Annotated in this window: 13 protein-coding genes; 11 read left to right on the plus strand and 2 right to left on the minus strand. The window is 40.5% G+C overall.

Annotated features, from left to right (window positions below; translation table 11 throughout):
* The first annotated feature begins 98 nt into the window (after positions 1-98).
* The 6 genes from CQ839_RS18550 to CQ839_RS18575 all read left to right on the plus strand — a co-directional run bounded on the left by CQ839_RS18550 (position 99) and on the right by CQ839_RS18575 (position 7424).
* A complete protein-coding gene (locus tag CQ839_RS18550) occupies positions 99-905 on the plus strand; it encodes a glucose 1-dehydrogenase (RefSeq protein WP_103669787.1) in 807 nt (268 codons plus the stop codon).
* A 7-nt stretch (positions 906-912) separates the two neighbouring features.
* On the plus strand, positions 913-1995 hold the full coding sequence (locus CQ839_RS18555) for a VOC family protein (protein WP_103669788.1): 1083 nt from the start codon (positions 913-915) through the stop codon (positions 1993-1995).
* Between the two features lie 50 nt (positions 1996-2045).
* Entirely contained in the window at positions 2046-2876 is an 831-nt protein-coding gene (locus CQ839_RS18560; protein WP_103669789.1) for a hypothetical protein, read from the plus strand.
* Positions 2877-2894: 18 nt separating this feature from the next.
* Positions 2895-3884 carry an adenylate/guanylate cyclase domain-containing protein gene (locus CQ839_RS18565; RefSeq protein ID WP_103669827.1) on the plus strand — a complete coding sequence of 330 codons (990 nt, stop codon included), beginning with the start codon at positions 2895-2897 and terminating at the stop codon, positions 3882-3884.
* Positions 3885-4142: 258 nt separating this feature from the next.
* The gene (locus CQ839_RS18570) at positions 4143-4496 is read left to right on the plus strand and encodes a hypothetical protein (protein WP_103669790.1); all 354 of its coding nucleotides are present in this window, start codon (positions 4143-4145) and stop codon (positions 4494-4496) included.
* Between the two features lie 282 nt (positions 4497-4778).
* Complete coding sequence (locus tag CQ839_RS18575) at positions 4779-7424, plus strand: glucosidase (protein ID WP_258040791.1); 2646 nt, start codon at positions 4779-4781, stop codon at positions 7422-7424.
* A gap of 309 nt (positions 7425-7733) precedes the next feature.
* Here CQ839_RS18575 and CQ839_RS18580 read toward each other — a convergent pair whose 3' ends face one another.
* Both CQ839_RS18580 and CQ839_RS18585 read right to left on the minus strand, forming a co-directional pair.
* Positions 7734-8714: a glycosyltransferase gene (locus tag CQ839_RS18580; RefSeq protein WP_103669792.1), complete on the minus strand. Its 981-nt coding sequence runs from the start codon at positions 8712-8714 to the stop codon at positions 7734-7736.
* Position 8715: 1 nt separating this feature from the next.
* Positions 8716-9768: a glycosyltransferase family 2 protein gene (locus CQ839_RS18585; RefSeq protein WP_258040787.1), complete on the minus strand. Its 1053-nt coding sequence runs from the start codon at positions 9766-9768 to the stop codon at positions 8716-8718.
* Between the two features lie 294 nt (positions 9769-10062).
* Here CQ839_RS18585 and tgt point away from each other — a divergent pair, with 294 nt between their 5' ends.
* The 5 genes from tgt (at position 10063) to CQ839_RS18610 (ending at position 16014) form a co-directional block, all read left to right on the plus strand.
* A complete protein-coding gene (gene tgt, locus CQ839_RS18590; RefSeq protein ID WP_103669793.1) occupies positions 10063-11199 on the plus strand; it encodes a tRNA guanosine(34) transglycosylase Tgt in 1137 nt (378 codons plus the stop codon).
* Between the two features lie 38 nt (positions 11200-11237).
* A complete protein-coding gene (locus CQ839_RS18595; protein ID WP_181016252.1) occupies positions 11238-11564 on the plus strand; it encodes a LapA family protein in 327 nt (108 codons plus the stop codon).
* Between the two features lie 156 nt (positions 11565-11720).
* The gene (locus CQ839_RS18600; RefSeq protein WP_103669795.1) at positions 11721-13451 is read left to right on the plus strand and encodes an iron uptake porin; all 1731 of its coding nucleotides are present in this window, start codon (positions 11721-11723) and stop codon (positions 13449-13451) included.
* Between the two features lie 197 nt (positions 13452-13648).
* A complete protein-coding gene (locus CQ839_RS18605) occupies positions 13649-14845 on the plus strand; it encodes a BMP family ABC transporter substrate-binding protein (RefSeq protein WP_103669796.1) in 1197 nt (398 codons plus the stop codon).
* Between the two features lie 80 nt (positions 14846-14925).
* A complete protein-coding gene (locus tag CQ839_RS18610; RefSeq protein ID WP_103669797.1) occupies positions 14926-16014 on the plus strand; it encodes an ABC transporter permease in 1089 nt (362 codons plus the stop codon).
* Positions 16015-16071 lie beyond the last annotated feature (57 nt).

Below are 16071 nucleotides of genomic sequence, written 5' to 3' on the forward strand. Positions count from 1 at the left end.
AACTATTCAAGCAGAATAAAGCAATATTTTCTCAATGGTCTTAGCCCGTCGAGGATTTCTCTCCAAAATAATTGCAAATTTAACTGCGGTGAAAATTTATGAAACTAGATGGAAAAGTTGCCCTAGTCACTGGAAGCAGTGGTGGCATTGGTCAAGGTATTGCGATTCGATTGGCAAAAGAAGGCGCTAAAGTTGTGGTCAACTATCGCTCTAATCCCCAAGGCGCTGAAGAGACTTTAAGTGCTATCAAAGCAACTGGTGGAGATTGCATGATGGCTGAGGGTTTCTGTGACAACGATCGCGGCTATAGCATTGGTGCTGATTTGGGAATGGTTGATGACGTTCGTAAATTGATCGATGAAAGTATTGAGCATTTTGGAACCCTTGATATTCTGGTTAACAATGCGGGGATTGAGAAACATGCTGATTTCTGGGATGTGACCGAAAAAGATTTTGAAGCGGTGATGAATATCAATTTTAAGGGTGTTTTCTTTGCGACCCAATCTTTCGTTAAACATCAAATTAGTGAAGGCAAACGCAACGGACGCATCATCAATATTAGCTCTGTTCATGAAGAATTGCCATTTCCGCATTTTACCGCCTATTGTGCCAGCAAAGGTGCGTTGAAGATGATGACACGCAACCTTTCCGTAGAGTTGGGCGCACTTGGTATCACTATCAATAACGTCGCCCCTGGTGCGATCGAAACTCCAATTAATAAGGCACTTCTCAACGACCCGACCAAATTGGAACCATTGCTAAAAAATATTCCTTTGGGGCGATTGGGACAACCTGAAGATGTCGCTTCTGTCGTTGCTTTTTTAGCATCCGATGAGGCTAGATATATTACTGGTTCGACAATGGTGGTAGATGGTGGTCTGCTATGGAACTATCAAGAGCAGTAGAAAGATCATGAATCTTAAATTTCAGAATGTAATTTTTGCGATCGCTATTACTGCAACTGGGCTGGCTGTTCAAGAGCCTTTCTTATTAGGACAAATCTCGGCGCGATCGCCATTTGTAATTGCTCAAGCAGAAACAAATAGTATTACTGCTGTTGACTCTGTAGGTATTACAGTTTCAGATATGGATAAAGCCATTCAGTTTTACTCTGAAGTTTTATCCTTCCAAAAAATATCTGATGTCGAAGTCTTAGGCTCCGAATATGAACGACTCCAAGGTTTATTTGGCTTGCGTTTGAGGGTTGTAAAAATGCGGCTGGGTACGGAGATTCTGGAATTAACGGAATATCTCACGCCCAAGGGTAGACCGATTCCTGTCGATTCACATAGTAACGATCGCTGGTTTCAACATATTGCGATCGCAGTCCGCGATATGGATAAAGCCTATGAGATTCTTCGGAAATATAAAGTGCAACATGCTTCCACTGCGCCACAAAGGATTCCTGACACAAATAAAGCCGCCGCAGGAATTCGGGCTTTCTACTTTAAAGATCCTGACGGGCATAATTTAGAAATCATTTATTTTCCTAAAGGTAAAGGCGATCCCAAATGGCAAGAGAATAAGGGGCAAGAGAATTCCCAACAAGTCTTTTTAGGAATTGACCATACTGCGATCGTTGTCAGTAATACGGATGCTAGTTTGCAGTTTTATCGAGATCTTTTGGGACTCCGACTGGCAGGTGAAAGTGAAAACTTTGGCATTGAGCAAGAGCATCTTAATAATGTCTTTGGAGCAAAGTTACGCATTAGTGGCTTACGAGCGCCATCGGGTTTAGGAATTGAGTTTCTAGATTATTTGTCACCAAGCGACGGTAAGCCTTTCCCACCTGATGCGCGACCTAATGATTTACTGCATTGGCAGACGACTTTAGTTGTCAATGATGCCAAGGCGATCGCGCAAAAATTGCGAAGTTCCCGCACAATTTTTATTTCTCCCGACGTAATTGAAATACCTTACCGCTCTTTTGGGTTTAAGCGCGGATTTTTAGTTAGAGATCCCGATGGTCATGCCTTAAGGATAATTGAAAAATAAGTGAAGATCTAAACAAAAAAATTTAATCAAAAAAATTTAGCTATAACATTATGAATATTCCTAATCAATCATCATTTACACTTGATTTCCAGCAACTTGCCGAAGCGCGAATCCAACTCCACTATGCTATCCAGCCATTAGCCTCTATCTCCAACGCTCTAGCAGATTCGAGTAATAAAGGATTATTCTGGGACGAGCAGCTAGGGTTCACAACCCGCGCAATTACCTCGATTAAGTCGTATCGACTTGCTCTCGATCCGATCGCATTAACTCTAAATTTTTTAACCGATCGCGATCAAATTATTTCTTCCTTTGCTTTAAGCGATCGCACATTGACTGAAGCATTTATTTGGACGAGGGCGATCGTTAATGGATTGGGCGGTGAGGGAGATCTAATCACCCCAATTTCCTATCCACCTAACGACTTCCCTGACAGTGATCTTGCCCGTGGCAAAACTTTCCAACTCAAGCATTTAACTTCAGATTTGACAAAATATTATGCCATTGCAGATCAACTTCTCCAAAATATAGTCCAGCAAGAACCTATGGCATCTAATGTTCGCATTTGGCCACATCATTTCGATATTGCAACATTAATTTCCATCCCAGATGAAGCAAATGGACAAGAGAAATCCGTAGGTGTCGGTCTATCTCCAGGTGATGACGGCTATAACGAGCCTTACTGGTATGTAACTCCCTATCCTTACCCCGAAGATCGCAGTAATTTACCTAAGTTAGATGGCGATGGGTTTTGGCATACAGAACATTGGGTTGGGGCAGTGCTTACTGCTTCTCAATTTGGTGAACCTAATGCAAGTATTGATCAAGTTAGCGCCTTTTTAAAATCTGCGATCGCCTCTTGCAAAGAACTATTGAATTAGATGAATGAGGTTAAACTTATGTCAAAAATTAGTTGTCTCCCTGATAAACGTTCCATAGAAATCAACAAATCCGATACGGTTTTAGAGGCTTTATTAGCAAATGGAATCGAGCATACCCATGTCTGCGGTGGAAATGCCTATTGTTCCACTTGTCGAATCATGATTTTAGATGGAGTGCAAAATTGTAGTCCCCCAACTAGCGCTGAAAGAGCTTTAGCTAAAAAACTGGATTTCCCTGTTCATGTTCGTCTTGCTTGCCAAACTAAGGTTACGGGAGATGTTTCGATTCGCCGCATGGTGATTGACAATGAGGACATTGATATTCTCGAAGGTCAGCTTGCTACTGGTGCTGTAAATAGCGATCGCAATGTAGCTTTGCTAGTTGCCACAATTCGCGGAGCGACTAATTTTGATGAGGTGAACTTTCACTACGATATTGTCTATATCATGAGTCGCTATTTTCATCGAGTTCAGAAAGTCGTGGGTCAATACGGTGGGGTTATTCCTAACGTCATGGGCGTAAGAGTTATGGCAGTATTTGGATTTGAGAAAAACAGTAGTTTAGCCGCAGAGAGAGCGGTATGGGCGGGTTTAGAATTGCTTAAAACCATAGCGGAATTGAATGTTTTCTTAAAGAAGTTATCTTACAATCCGCTAAATGTGAGCATTGGTATTCATTATGGTGCAGCTGTTTTAATTCCGATAGATCCCAGCAAGCCCAATGTTCTTACGCCTTTGGGTGATATTGTGAATTCAGTCGGTCGAATTGAAGCTGCCAATCAAGAAGTTGGGAGTGATTTGTTGATTTCAGAATCAGTCTACAACCAAGTCAAAGACAAAGCGATTATCAATCGTAACGGTAATTTCAGCCTAGGTAAAACCGAGTTTAAGGTCTATGAAGTCACTGGTATGCAGGGAAATCCTCCTAAGGTAGCGAAAGCGCAAGAATCTACTGCTCCTGTACCTAAGAGATTCATGTCTTTTCTCCAGAAGTTCTTGTCTAAATAAATCTTCATTCTTAAATCTAGAAGAAAATCTATGTCTACTGAACATTATGATGTCATTATTAAAAGAATTGCCCCGCTTAGCGGGGCAATTCTTTTAGGCTTTGAAAACAGTTATAACTTCTCAGGCAGAATTAATCATTCTCTCATTTTCACATCAGGGTGACTTCAGGCAAAAGGTAAATACTTAGATCAATACAAAAAGAACTAGTTCATTAATTAGTTCTCCAAAAGAATAAATTCTATATCGAGAGATAAAATCATGAAAAAATTACTTCTAGCTTTCTTGCCTGCACTCTTACTCTCTGCAACTGCTACAGTTCCTGCCGCGAAAGCTCAAGATGCTATGCAAATGCCTTCCATAGAAGTAAAAATGAGAATCACCTTGACACCCTTCAATCTTGCTTATCTGGCGCATCAGGGCTATTTTACAAGCCAAGGTATTCCTGATTCTGAGGGTCTAATGAAAGGCTTTAACGATGGTTCGATTACCGCAGCTCAACTGGTAAAGGCAGCAGTCAACGACAAACGACTACCTGCTGCATTCTTGACGAATGATTCCTATATCTCCGCAGTTAAGAACCAGTTATATACTCTCTCTCTCTCAGCTCGTTAAGACCGATTAGGATTTACAAATAGACTAGTAGATGTAGAAGCAATTCATGAATTACTTCTACGGTAATACCAATCCACAAGAGGGTGACGACACTTTTGTGGATTAAAAATATACCCAGCAAGGGTTCTAAAACACAAAATGGCTACGCCATTTTGTGTTTTAGAATAAAATAAGGCTTTCAGGGTATTTTTGCGTAAGTCCTAATTAGGATAGGAGGCTTACGCGATTTCACTCAATTCCTATTGCTTAGCAAAAGTAGAAATACTCCTTTAGAGAAATATGATGAATCCAGAGCAAGTTAGATTAGTAGAAACTAGAAACGGAAAACCTTGGAAGCAATGGGGATCTTATCTTAGCGAGCGGCAATGGGGAACTGTTCGCGAAGACTATAGCGCTTCGGGAACTGCTTGGGACTATTTTTCTCACGATCAGTCTCGCTCGCGTGCCTATCGATGGGGAGAAGATGGGCTTGCTGGTATTTCTGACGATCATCAGTTTCTCTGCTTTGCGATCGCACTCTGGAATGGAACCGATCCGATTATTAAAGAAAGATTGTTTGGGTTAACTGGCAGCGAAGGCAATCATGGTGAAGATGTTAAGGAGTATTACTTTTATCTAGATAATACGCCCACACATTCCTACATGAAATATCTGTACAAGTATCCTCAAGGAGCTTTCCCCTACGAACAACTTGTAAAAGGGAATCAACAGCGCAGTCGAAATGAACGAGAACTTGAGTTATTGGATACAGGTGTATTTGATAGCGATCGCTACTTTGATGTGGTTGTTGAATATGCTAAAAATTCGCCGCAGGATATAACAATCCAAATCAGCATTACCAATCACGCGCCTGACGCACAGACGATTCACCTGTTACCGTCGCTGTGGTTTCGGAATACTTGGGTTTGGGACAATAGCAAGAAACCCTCACTTAAGGCTCATTCTTCAGACATGATTGCGGCAAGTCATGAGCAATTAGGGCAAATGTGGCTCTATTGTCCAGAGAGTAAAGAATTACTATTTACAGAAAATGAAACCAACTATCAGCGGCTATTTGGAACTGCAAATAGCTCTCAATATGTAAAGGATGGCATTAATGATTATATTGTCAATGGTAAAGCATCGCTAAATCCTCAGCAACAAGGCACAAAAGCTGCTGCTCATTATGAACTAGCGATCGCATCGGGTGAGACTAAAGTTGTCAGATTGCGATTGAGCGATATTGCCCCTGATGTCCTCGTTTTGGGAGTAGAAGCCGAAATTGTGGCAACGAGACTGCGCGAAGCTAATGAGTTCTATCAACAAATCTCTCCATTTGCGATGACGGATGATATGCGAAATGTCCAGAGACAAGCTTTTGCAGGAATGTTATGGAGCAAACAGTACTATAACTATCTCGTAAAACCTTGGTTAGAGGGCGATCCAGCTACACCAACTCCACCAAGCGAGCGCCTCAACGGACGAAATGCTAAATGGTTTCATTTGGAATCTGAAGAGATTCTTTCGATGCCAGACAAATGGGAATATCCTTGGTTTGCGGCTTGGGATTTGGCTTTCCATACGATTCCGATCGCGATGATTGATCCAGATTTTGCTAAACGACAACTTGACGTGATTACTCGCGAATGGTTTATGCACCCAAATGGGCAAATCCCAGCCTACGAGTGGGCTTTTGGTGATGTCAATCCTCCTGTTCATGCATGGGCGACCTATCGGGTTTATAAGATTGAGCAGAAGATGTATGGCAAAGGCGATCGTAAATTCTTAGAGCGGGTTTTTCAGAAACTTTTGTTAAACTTCACTTGGTGGGTAAATCGCAAAGATCGCGAAGGAAAAAATGTTTTTGAAGGCGGCTTTTTGGGATTAGATAACATTGGAGTATTTGATCGTAGTGCTGAACTCCCCACGGGCGGATATATTGAGCAAGCCGATGGTACTAGCTGGATGGGCATGTATTGCTTAAACATGCTAACAATCGCCTTAGAACTAGCAAAAGAGAATCACGTTTATGAAGACATTGCCACGAAATTCTTTGAGCATTTTCTCTACATTGCTGATGCAATGAACAAAGTTGGAGAGAAGCATACAGAACTCTGGGACGAGGAAGATGGCTTTTACTACGATGTTCTTAATCTACCCTCTGGTAATCAACTAAAACTAAAAGTGCGATCGCTAGTGGGGTTAATTCCTCTCTTTGCAGTACAAACATTAGATCCCGAACTACTAGATCAATTGCCCGAATTCAAAAATAGAATGCAATGGTTTATCACCCATCATCCTGAGCTAACTCAAAATGTCTCTTGCATGGAAACCTGTGGGATGCAAGCTAGAAGGTTACTTGCGATCTGCTATCGCGATAAACTCCAACGCATTTTAACCAAAATGTTAGATGAGAGTGAATTTTTAGGCGCATATGGTATTCGTGCACTCTCTAAATTCCATAAAGATCACCCCTATATTTGGAGAGCTAAAGGTAGTGAATATAGAGTCGATTACGAACCTGCTGAATCTTCAAGCGGTCTGTTTGGTGGAAATTCTAACTGGCGTGGACCAATTTGGATGCCAGTAAATTTCCTCATTATCGAATCCCTACAAAAATTCCATCATTTCTATGGTGATAGCTTTAAAATCGAGTATCCTAATGGCTCAGGAAATTTGATGACTTTAAATGATGTTGCTGCCAAGCTATCTCAACGCTTAATTAATATCTTTGTAAGAGATACGCATGGCGATCGCCCTTTAAACGATCCACAAAAAATCAAAAAATCAAAATTCGATACTGATGCTAACTGGAAAGATTTAGTGTTGTTCTATGAATATTTTCATGGTGATAATGGCTCAGGGATTGGCGCTAGTCATCAAACTGGATGGACAGGGCTGGTGGCAAAACTAATTCAACAATCAAGTGAATATTCTGATAAGAATTAAGACTCACGCAACCGCTTTGAGTATTTCCCCAAAAGTATCTCCTTCTATTAGAGGTTAGTGGTATCAACCAGTTACCTCTATACTTTTTTCCAATATTTCCTAGCCACTAACTCACTGTCACTAGTTTTAAAATCGCATTATAGCGATTTTAAAACTAGTGAAGTACAGTGGTTTGTTTCCCCGCCGACGGCGGGGAAACAAACCACTGTACCTCGCTTGCTTAAGAATCTCTAAATATATGCTAACTTAACTAATTCTCATTTGTTAGTTGACTATTACTTTAAAAAGTTGATCAGTAAAGACATTAACTTACTTTGTTTTACCGCTTTGCGTAAGTCTTAACCTATTAGAAATAAATTGAAAAGCATACATTAATACTATTGTTGCTTTCCATCCTAGTAGATTGTATGTATTCTCAAATTTTGAATTTCCATCTGGTCTGAATTTTTGGTTTCCAGATAAATCATTAGATGTCTTATAGCAAGTATTAGCCTCTTTGAATGCCCCTAACATCGCATAGCTTTTAGCCACAAAAAAATACTTACAAGCAAGTACATCATGATATTTACTGTTCCATAATTCTTTTTCTTTTAGACAGAAACTAATTTTATCCAAAAGAAATTTGACTGAATTTGGATATTTAATTCCTTGTCCATGAGAAGCGGTAATTGAGTTATATATGCGATAAAAATAGTTGCAACCCTCCATATAACTAAATTTAGCTCCAGAGAATGCTAGCCTAATGAAAAAATCATAATCTTCAGCAATTCTTAGAGATTCATCAAATCCTGACATCCTTTCAATCACTTCACGTTTGTATAAGCAAGATCCAATATGAATAGTGTTATTACTAATTACATAATAAGTCATGTCGTCCGCAGACTGATTTGTAATGTAGTTTAATGATTTAATTGAATTATCATCATTATAAACTTGATGGCACCAATCACTATAAACTAGATCTTTACCTGATACTTTTAAAAACTCTATTTGCTCCTTTATCTTCACAGGAGAAATATAGTCATCAGAATCTATAAACTGAATATAATGCCCTTTACTAATTTGAAATCCTCGATTGCGAGATGCACTTGGTCCGCTATTTGGATAACTTGCCAATCTAATTTTATTTCCATATTTTTTAATTATAGACAGACTGGCATCCGTAGAACCATCATCAATAACAATTACTTCTATGGGTTTATATGTCTGCGAAAGAGCTGAATCAATACAATCGCCAATCCATTTTTCAGCATTGTAACAAGGAATGATAATTGAAACCAGTTCAGTCATACTAATATTGCCTAATAGATGCTTCTACAAGCTTATTTTTTAATGCTCCGACATAAAATCGCGAAAAAACAAAGAAAGGGTTTTTAAAGAGCAAAGATACGAGAGCAGCAAGCCCTGCAAATCCTATATTCATAGCAGCTTCTCTTACAGCAACTTGAACGGACAATTGATATATACGCTGTTTAATATCTTTCCTCTGATTAGCTGGGAATTTTGTCATAACGCTTGAAAGCATCTGTATGGCTTCCTTCTCAAATTTTATCCAAGATGAAACTGTCTTCGCTCCTTCATGAAGTTTAGCAGTTGATAGACATGAGTTGATAGTTGTCAATCTAGTTATACTTTTACTTAGAAGAAGATTGATATATAAGCTATAGTCTATTATATAGTGAAAGTCTTCACTCATTGCTCCAACTTGTTTAACAAGACTGAGATTCAAAAAAGTTGAAGGCTGTGACATCCCTACCTCGCCCTGAAAGCATAGAGCTAGATCTAATGCTGAAATTGATTGATGTGGTATCCATTCAATACATTTCTCTGAGGTAATTATTCTGCCAGAGCCTACTAGAATATCCGAGTTTCTTTCTTTCCAAACATATGCCACATTATACAAAGAACCCAAGTTCAATATGTCATCAGAATTTATCCAATTGAAAATCATCCCAGTAGATTTCCTTATACCCTTATTAATTGCATTACTTTGTCCCGAGTCTTTTTCACTAACCCAATAGGACAAACATTTTTCGTACTTCTTGATTATTTCAACAGAATCATCATTGCTTTCCCCGTCAATAACAATGTATTCAAGGTTAGGATAACCCTGTAGCAGAACCGAACGAATTGTCTCCTCTATAAAATGCCCGTAGTTATAGTTTGGAGTAACTATACTAATTCTTGGCCACTCTGAGCCATCAGACATTTTGCCAAGAATTAGTTCTGTCTGTTCTGTCCAAGGCCAGCCTGTTTTTCCTTCTGGAGGAGGAGGTAAATCTTGTAATGTCAGAGCGGTATTTACAAGTTCCATGCTAGTCAAAGTTGTTAAATCGGTTTGCATAGCCAATATAGTGCTTTGAGTGCAGTTTCTAAATAAATATTCTTCAACAGCATTCTTTATCAGCAATTCTCATTATAAGAATCGGTTGTTTGAAAGCCCGCCAATGGCGGGCTTTCAAACAACCGATTTTAGTGTTTCCAGCGCCTTCGGCGCTGGAAACACTAAAATCGGTTTCATAATGAGAATTGCTGATTCTTTATCGTCTGTAACACAATATGAATCTGAGTGCGATACAATTAAAAATTGTTTAAACCTGTTCACAAACATAAAATATTAAAATTAGGATTGTAAGCTCTGAATAACTTTACTTTTAAATTAGAATGTCAGTGCGATCGCACTGATGCCAGAGTTGGTCAGTTCCATACACCGCATGGAGTTGTACATACGCCGCGTTTTATGCCCGTGGGCACATTGGCGAATGTAAAAACGGTCACACCCGCACAACTTAAAGACTGCAAAGCCGAAATGGTTTTAGCAAATACCTATCACCTCCATCTCCAACCAGGTGAAGATATTGTTGCTGAAGCAGGTGGCCTACATAAGTTTATGAATTGGGATGGCCCAATTCTGACGGATTCAGGTGGATTTCAGGTTTTCAGTCTCAGCGAGATCCGTTCCATTAGTGAAGATGGAGTTCAGTTCCGATCGCCTCGTGATGGCAATATGATTAATCTCACGCCAGAGAAATCGATTCAAATTCAGAATCAACTAGGCGCGGATGTGATCATGGCTTTTGATGAATGCGCCCCCTACCCTTCCACCTATGAGGCGATTAAGCTAGCAGGACAGCGAACCACCCGATGGCTAGAGCGATGCATTAAGGCTCACGATCGCAAAAATGATCAAGCTTTATTTGGGATCGTCCAAGGCGGAGTCTATTTAGATTTACGTCAACAGTCAGCAAGGGAACTCATTGAGTTTGATTTACCAGGTTATGCGATCGGTGGCGTGAGTGTCGGCGAACCACCAGAATTAATCGAAAAAATTGTTAGAGCCACAACCCCACTCCTGCCAGCCGATAAACCTCGTTATCTTATGGGCGTTGGTACTTATAAAGAAATGGCTCAAGCCGTCGCCGCAGGAATCGACCTATTTGATTGTGTTATTCCCACCCGATTTGCGCGACATAGTGTTGCTCTTGTCAAAGGCGAACGCTGGAATCTCAAAAACCAAAAATTTAAGCGCGATTTTACGCCTATTGATAGCGACTGTAATTGCTATGCTTGTCAGAATTTTTCGCGGGCTTATGTTAGCCATTTAGTGCGATCGCAAGAAATTTTGGGATATACATTACTATCAATTCACAATATTACTGAGTTGATCCGCTTTACCCAGCAAATGCGCCAAGCAATCATTGACAATCAATTTGTCGAAAAATTTGGGCATTATCTCACTGAGTCTTCATCTTTTACTGAGGAGCGACATTTATGATCCGCTTATCTCTTTATATTTTTCTTTGGATTGGAGCAATGGCGATCGCTATTTTTGCAACCCAAAATACTTTTCTAGTTAATTTGCGTTTTTTTGCATTTGAGTCAATTAAATTACCTTTAGGACTAGTTTTAATCTTCAGTGCTGGCTGCGGAGCTACCTGCATTAATATTTGGCAAGCTTCAATAGGTTTTGAATTGCCAACAGTGCCGAAATTTTCTGTTTTTTCCAACAAAACCAATCCTTCAAAACATCAAACAGTGGCTAAAACAGCTGGCGTAACAAAAGATATTTCTAGGGCATCTAAGAAACCTCAAAAAGTTAAAGATGACTTTGATGATGATTGGGATGAAGACTGGGGCTAGATTGTATTTATAAATACATTTGTATTTGACTGATTTTGTTAGCTTCCAATATATGCATCCAAACAAATGTAACTAGACTTAATATTAGGTAGTCGAAACCTAACTTATGAAATTGGTTATAAATGTTGAACATATTTTCTTTTATGGTGTGAAGGAATGAAAAAAGTCAGTAATCTCTCAGTTCTATTAGGCTTGAGCTTGCTAGCTACGGCTACAGGCGCAAATGCTGAGACGCAAAATCAAGTTCGAGTTCAGGATCAATCTACATCTGCTCCAGTAATACAGTCATCACTTCCTGTAACAGAAGTAAAGCTGAACGAATCACAAACGATTCGTGCTATTAACACAGAGTTAAATCGCCCTAAGGAAGTAGCTCAAAACGTCACTTCTGTATCTCAATTGAGTGATGTTAAGCCTACAGATTGGGCTTTCACTGCTTTACAATCTTTAGTTGAGCGCTACGGCTGTATTGCAGGTTATCCTGACCGTACCTTTCGCGGTAAACAAGCAACTAGCCGTTATGAATTTGCTGCTGGTTTGAATGCTTGTTTAGACAAGATCAACGAAATCATTTCCGCAGGACTAGCCGATAAGGTCAGCAAAGAAGACCTCGCTACCTTGCAAAAGCTTCAAGAAGAGTTTGCAGCGGAACTAGCGACTCTACGTGGTCGTGTTGATGCATTAGATGCAAAGGTCGAGAAGCTAGAAGCTCAACAGTTCTCTACTACCACCAAGCTTAGTGGTTTAGCATTCTTTAACGTCACTGGTGGTTCAGGAGCAAACGTAAAGAAAGATCCTACAGGAACTCCAGTTGGAAATGCGCCAAATACAACCATGAGTGGGTTGGTATGGCTGACTCTAAATACTTCATTTACAGGGAAGGATAGTCTAACAACCCAACTCGCTGTTGGTAATGGTAATTCAGCTTACTCAACAGCTTATGGCACAGGGTCATTCTTCAATACCACAGCGACTACTTTTACTAATCAAACGGCTGGAGAATCGGCTAATACTTTCATTTTGCGCGAGCTTTCTTACCAATTCCCTGTGTTTGAAAAAGCAACTTTAGTTGTCGGTCCTCGCGTCAACTTCTACAAGTACTTTGACGGAAACAGATTCATCTATCCTTGGAACACTACTTTTGCCTCCATTAACAACTCATTGTTGACCGATGCTAAGCGTGGAGCTGGGGCAGTGTTCATGACTCCTCTCGGTGACCTATTCGATTTCAAAGTTGGATACTTGGCTGAAAGTAACGAATTTTTCCCTGGAGCTATATCTTCAGCAGCTAATCCAAGCAGAGGTTTATTTGGTGGCACCAATAATTTAACTGCAGAACTTGGTTTCAAGCCCAGCGATTCCTTTAAGCTCCGACTCATATACAGTCATGGAAATATTGCTGGGAATGGTGGAACTACTATTGGAGGTACTCCATCTTTTCAAGGCATTGCGACTGTTGCTACTGGCATAAACAATGCACAGTCAGATGTTTTTGCGGCTAACTTTGACTGGTTGGTTACCAAAGGCTTTGGTCTGTTTGGTAGATATGGATATGGCACTACTAACATCAACCTCACTGCTGGTGGCTCCACCAATGTCAATCAGTATACTTTCCAAGTAGGTGCGGCTTTCCCTGACTTGTTCAAAGAAGGTGCTCTTGGCTTGATCTCCTTTGCGGTTCCATACAAGTTTGGAGATAGTAGCAACGTAATTACTTCTGGTCGAGGTAATGATGGTACTCAACTTGATCTTGAAGTGTCTTATGTGTATCCTGTCACTAAGAACATTTCTCTAGTGCCTTCTGCTTACTTCATCTTTAGTCCTAATAACTTCTCCGATAATCCAACTGTATTTATTGGTAACTTGCAGGCAGTGTTTAGCTTCTAATTACGAATTGTAAGCTTCCAAATACAAAAGGGTGTGCAAGGCACACCCTTTTGTATTTGCAGGAAATCTCTAAGTGACTCAAGTAGTTAGTAATACATTTGTTGAAGATAATATTTGCTAGCTTCTAAATCAGTGTAGATTTCTTGTATTAATTTTTTTTACTCGCAGTACATTCAATCTGTTCAAGGTGTGAAGGCATGAGTCCAATTTATATTCCACGTCGCAAGTTTATCCGAGGCGCGATCGCAACAGCAGCCTTTGGAGCCACCTCTCAACTTTGGGTCGGCTGTACTGAGCAGGCTCCCCCGAACACTGCTACTACAAGTTCTCCAGGTACAACAGGTTCACCTACTGCTGCCTTGCTGAATATTGGTTTTATCTATGTTGGACCAAAAGATGACTTTGGTTATAGTCAAGCTCACTTTGAGGGAGAAACTGCGATCGCTAAGCTTCCTGGGGTTAAGACATTCAGTGAAGCAAGTGTTGCGGAAACTGCTGTAGTCCAAGAAACCATGCTTGGAATGATCAACCAAAATGGTGTTACAGCTCTTTTCCCGACATCATTTGGCTACTTCGATCCGCACATTCTCAAATTAGCGCCAGCTAATCCCAAGGTGCAATTCTTCCATTGTGGCGGCTTGTACACGGAAGGCAAAACTCCTAATAATATCGGTAGTTACTACGGTTACATCGATGAGGCTCAATATGTTGCAGGTGTTGTTGCAGGGCTATCAACTAAGTCTGGCAAGTTAGGATTTGTAGCCGCCAAGCCAATTCCGCAGGTAGTTCGTAATATTAATAGCTACACCCTTGGTGCTCGTAGCGTTAATCCTAAAGCTACAGTTCAGGTCATCTTCACAGGCGATTGGTCAGTTCCAGTCAAAGAAGCTGAAGCCGCTAACAGCATGGTTGATCAGGGTGTAGATGTCTTAACCTGTCATGTAGACAGCCCAAAAGTTGTCATGGAGACCGCAGAGAAAAGAAAAGTATTCTGCACTGGCTATCATACTAACCAATCATCACTTGCTCCGAATGGATATCTAACTGGTGCAGAATGGGATTGGAAGAATGTCTACACCAAGTACGTGGAACTGCTTAAAGCAGGTAAGACTCTTAGTGATGGAGGCATTCCTCATATTTTGCGCGGTGGTCTCAAGGAAGGATTCTGTAAAGTCTCACCTTTTGGAAGTGCTGTTAGTGCGGCAACTAAGAAGGAAGCTGAAAAGGTGATGGCTAAGTTTATGGATGGCAGCATGATTATTTATGCTGGTGAAATGAAGGATAACACTGGCAAAGTTGTTATTGCCAAGGGCAAGGAGTTCAAACAGACAGATCCCGATCTGGAAAAAATGGATTGGTTTGTTGAAGGTGTAATCGGAAACGTTAAAGGCTAAATTCAATAAAAGAATTTAAAACTTGCTTCGCAAGTTTTAAATTCTTTTGTTTGTATATCATTCATTTGAGAATCAACTATATGAATATACGCGATCGCTGGCGTTCAACATCTGAAAATATTCTGCTCCCCATCGGAGCTTTACTTGCCTCACTAGTTGTTTTTGGGATTTTTTGTGCTGTTCAGGGAAAAAATCCGATCGCAATTTATGGAACAATTTATTCATCTGCGTTCGGCAGTAGCTTCTCTTGGCAAGGAACTTTAATCCGCGCGGCTCCATTAATGCTGACATCTCTCTGTACGGCTCTGCCAGCAATGTTAGGATTGACAATTATTGGCAATGAAGGAGCTTTAATAGTTGGAGGATTGGGCGCGATCGCTGTCGGTCTATCGATCGCTTCTTTACCCTCTTTGATCGTCCAGATTGGGATGGCGATGGGAGGAATTATCGCAGGTGGTCTATGGATCATGTTTGTAGGTGCGATTAAGTACTATCGCGGTGTTAATGAAACTATTAGTAGTTTGTTGATGAATTACATTGCGATCGCTGTGCTTAACACCTTAGTAGAAGGTCCAATGCGCGATCCTTCCACTTTGAACAAACCCTCTAGCTTTCCACTTTCAGCGATTAATATGCTGCAAAGTATTCCAAATACAAGAGTGCATTACGGTCTAATTTATGGACTAGTTGCCTGTGCGATCGCCTATTTCCTGATTCATCGCACCACTTTTGGATTTGCAGTACGCACCGTCGGTGGGAATATTCGCGCTGCTAAAATTGCAGGCTTACCAGTTGGAAAGCTGACATTAATTGTTAGTTTCCTAGGTGGCTCCTGCGCAGGCTTAGCGGGGATGGTAGAAGTTGCTGCTATTCATGGAAGTGCAAATGCTTCATTAATTTCTGGCTATGGCTACAGCGGCATTTTAGTTGCTTTTATTGCTAGACAAAATCCTTTAGTTGCTGTACTTGTTGCCGTGCTAATGGGAGGTATTTTGGCAAGTGGAAGCGCTCTACAGAGATCCTTTGGATTACCAGACGCTACGGTTTTACTATTTCAAGGCATCGTATTCCTAGCTATTCTCTTTAGCGAATCTCTTTATGGTCGTTTGGACTTCTTTAAAGATAGAGAGCCTGAAGTTAAGATTGACGGATCTGCGACTGTTGCTTAGCTAATTCACGCAATCTTTGTAGCAATACTAACTAATTAATTTTCTAAGAATTACCAA

The organism is Pseudanabaena sp. BC1403, from assembly GCF_002914585.1.
Lineage (GTDB): Bacteria > Cyanobacteriota > Cyanobacteriia > Pseudanabaenales > Pseudanabaenaceae > Pseudanabaena.

Excerpts from the sequence above, each read along its gene's own strand:
- CQ839_RS18595 (WP_181016252.1), top strand. The coding sequence starts at position 11,238 with ATGGCGATCGCTATTTTTGCAACCCAAAATACTTTTCTAGTTAATTTG.
- CQ839_RS18555 (WP_103669788.1), top strand. The coding sequence starts at position 913 with ATGAATCTTAAATTTCAGAATGTAATTTTTGCGATCGCTATTACTGCA.
- CQ839_RS18580 (WP_103669792.1), bottom strand. The coding sequence starts at position 8,714 with ATGACTGAACTGGTTTCAATTATCATTCCTTGTTACAATGCTGAAAAA.
- CQ839_RS18565 (WP_103669827.1), top strand. The coding sequence starts at position 2,895 with ATGTCAAAAATTAGTTGTCTCCCTGATAAACGTTCCATAGAAATCAAC.
- CQ839_RS18585 (WP_258040787.1), bottom strand. The coding sequence starts at position 9,768 with ATGCAAACCGATTTAACAACTTTGACTAGCATGGAACTTGTAAATACC.
- CQ839_RS18605 (WP_103669796.1), top strand. The coding sequence starts at position 13,649 with ATGAGTCCAATTTATATTCCACGTCGCAAGTTTATCCGAGGCGCGATC.
- CQ839_RS18550 (WP_103669787.1), top strand. The coding sequence starts at position 99 with ATGAAACTAGATGGAAAAGTTGCCCTAGTCACTGGAAGCAGTGGTGGC.
- CQ839_RS18570 (WP_103669790.1), top strand. The coding sequence starts at position 4,143 with ATGAAAAAATTACTTCTAGCTTTCTTGCCTGCACTCTTACTCTCTGCA.
- CQ839_RS18575 (WP_258040791.1), top strand. The coding sequence starts at position 4,779 with ATGAATCCAGAGCAAGTTAGATTAGTAGAAACTAGAAACGGAAAACCT.
- CQ839_RS18560 (WP_103669789.1), top strand. The coding sequence starts at position 2,046 with ATGAATATTCCTAATCAATCATCATTTACACTTGATTTCCAGCAACTT.
- CQ839_RS18610 (WP_103669797.1), top strand. The coding sequence starts at position 14,926 with ATGAATATACGCGATCGCTGGCGTTCAACATCTGAAAATATTCTGCTC.
- CQ839_RS18600 (WP_103669795.1), top strand. The coding sequence starts at position 11,721 with ATGAAAAAAGTCAGTAATCTCTCAGTTCTATTAGGCTTGAGCTTGCTA.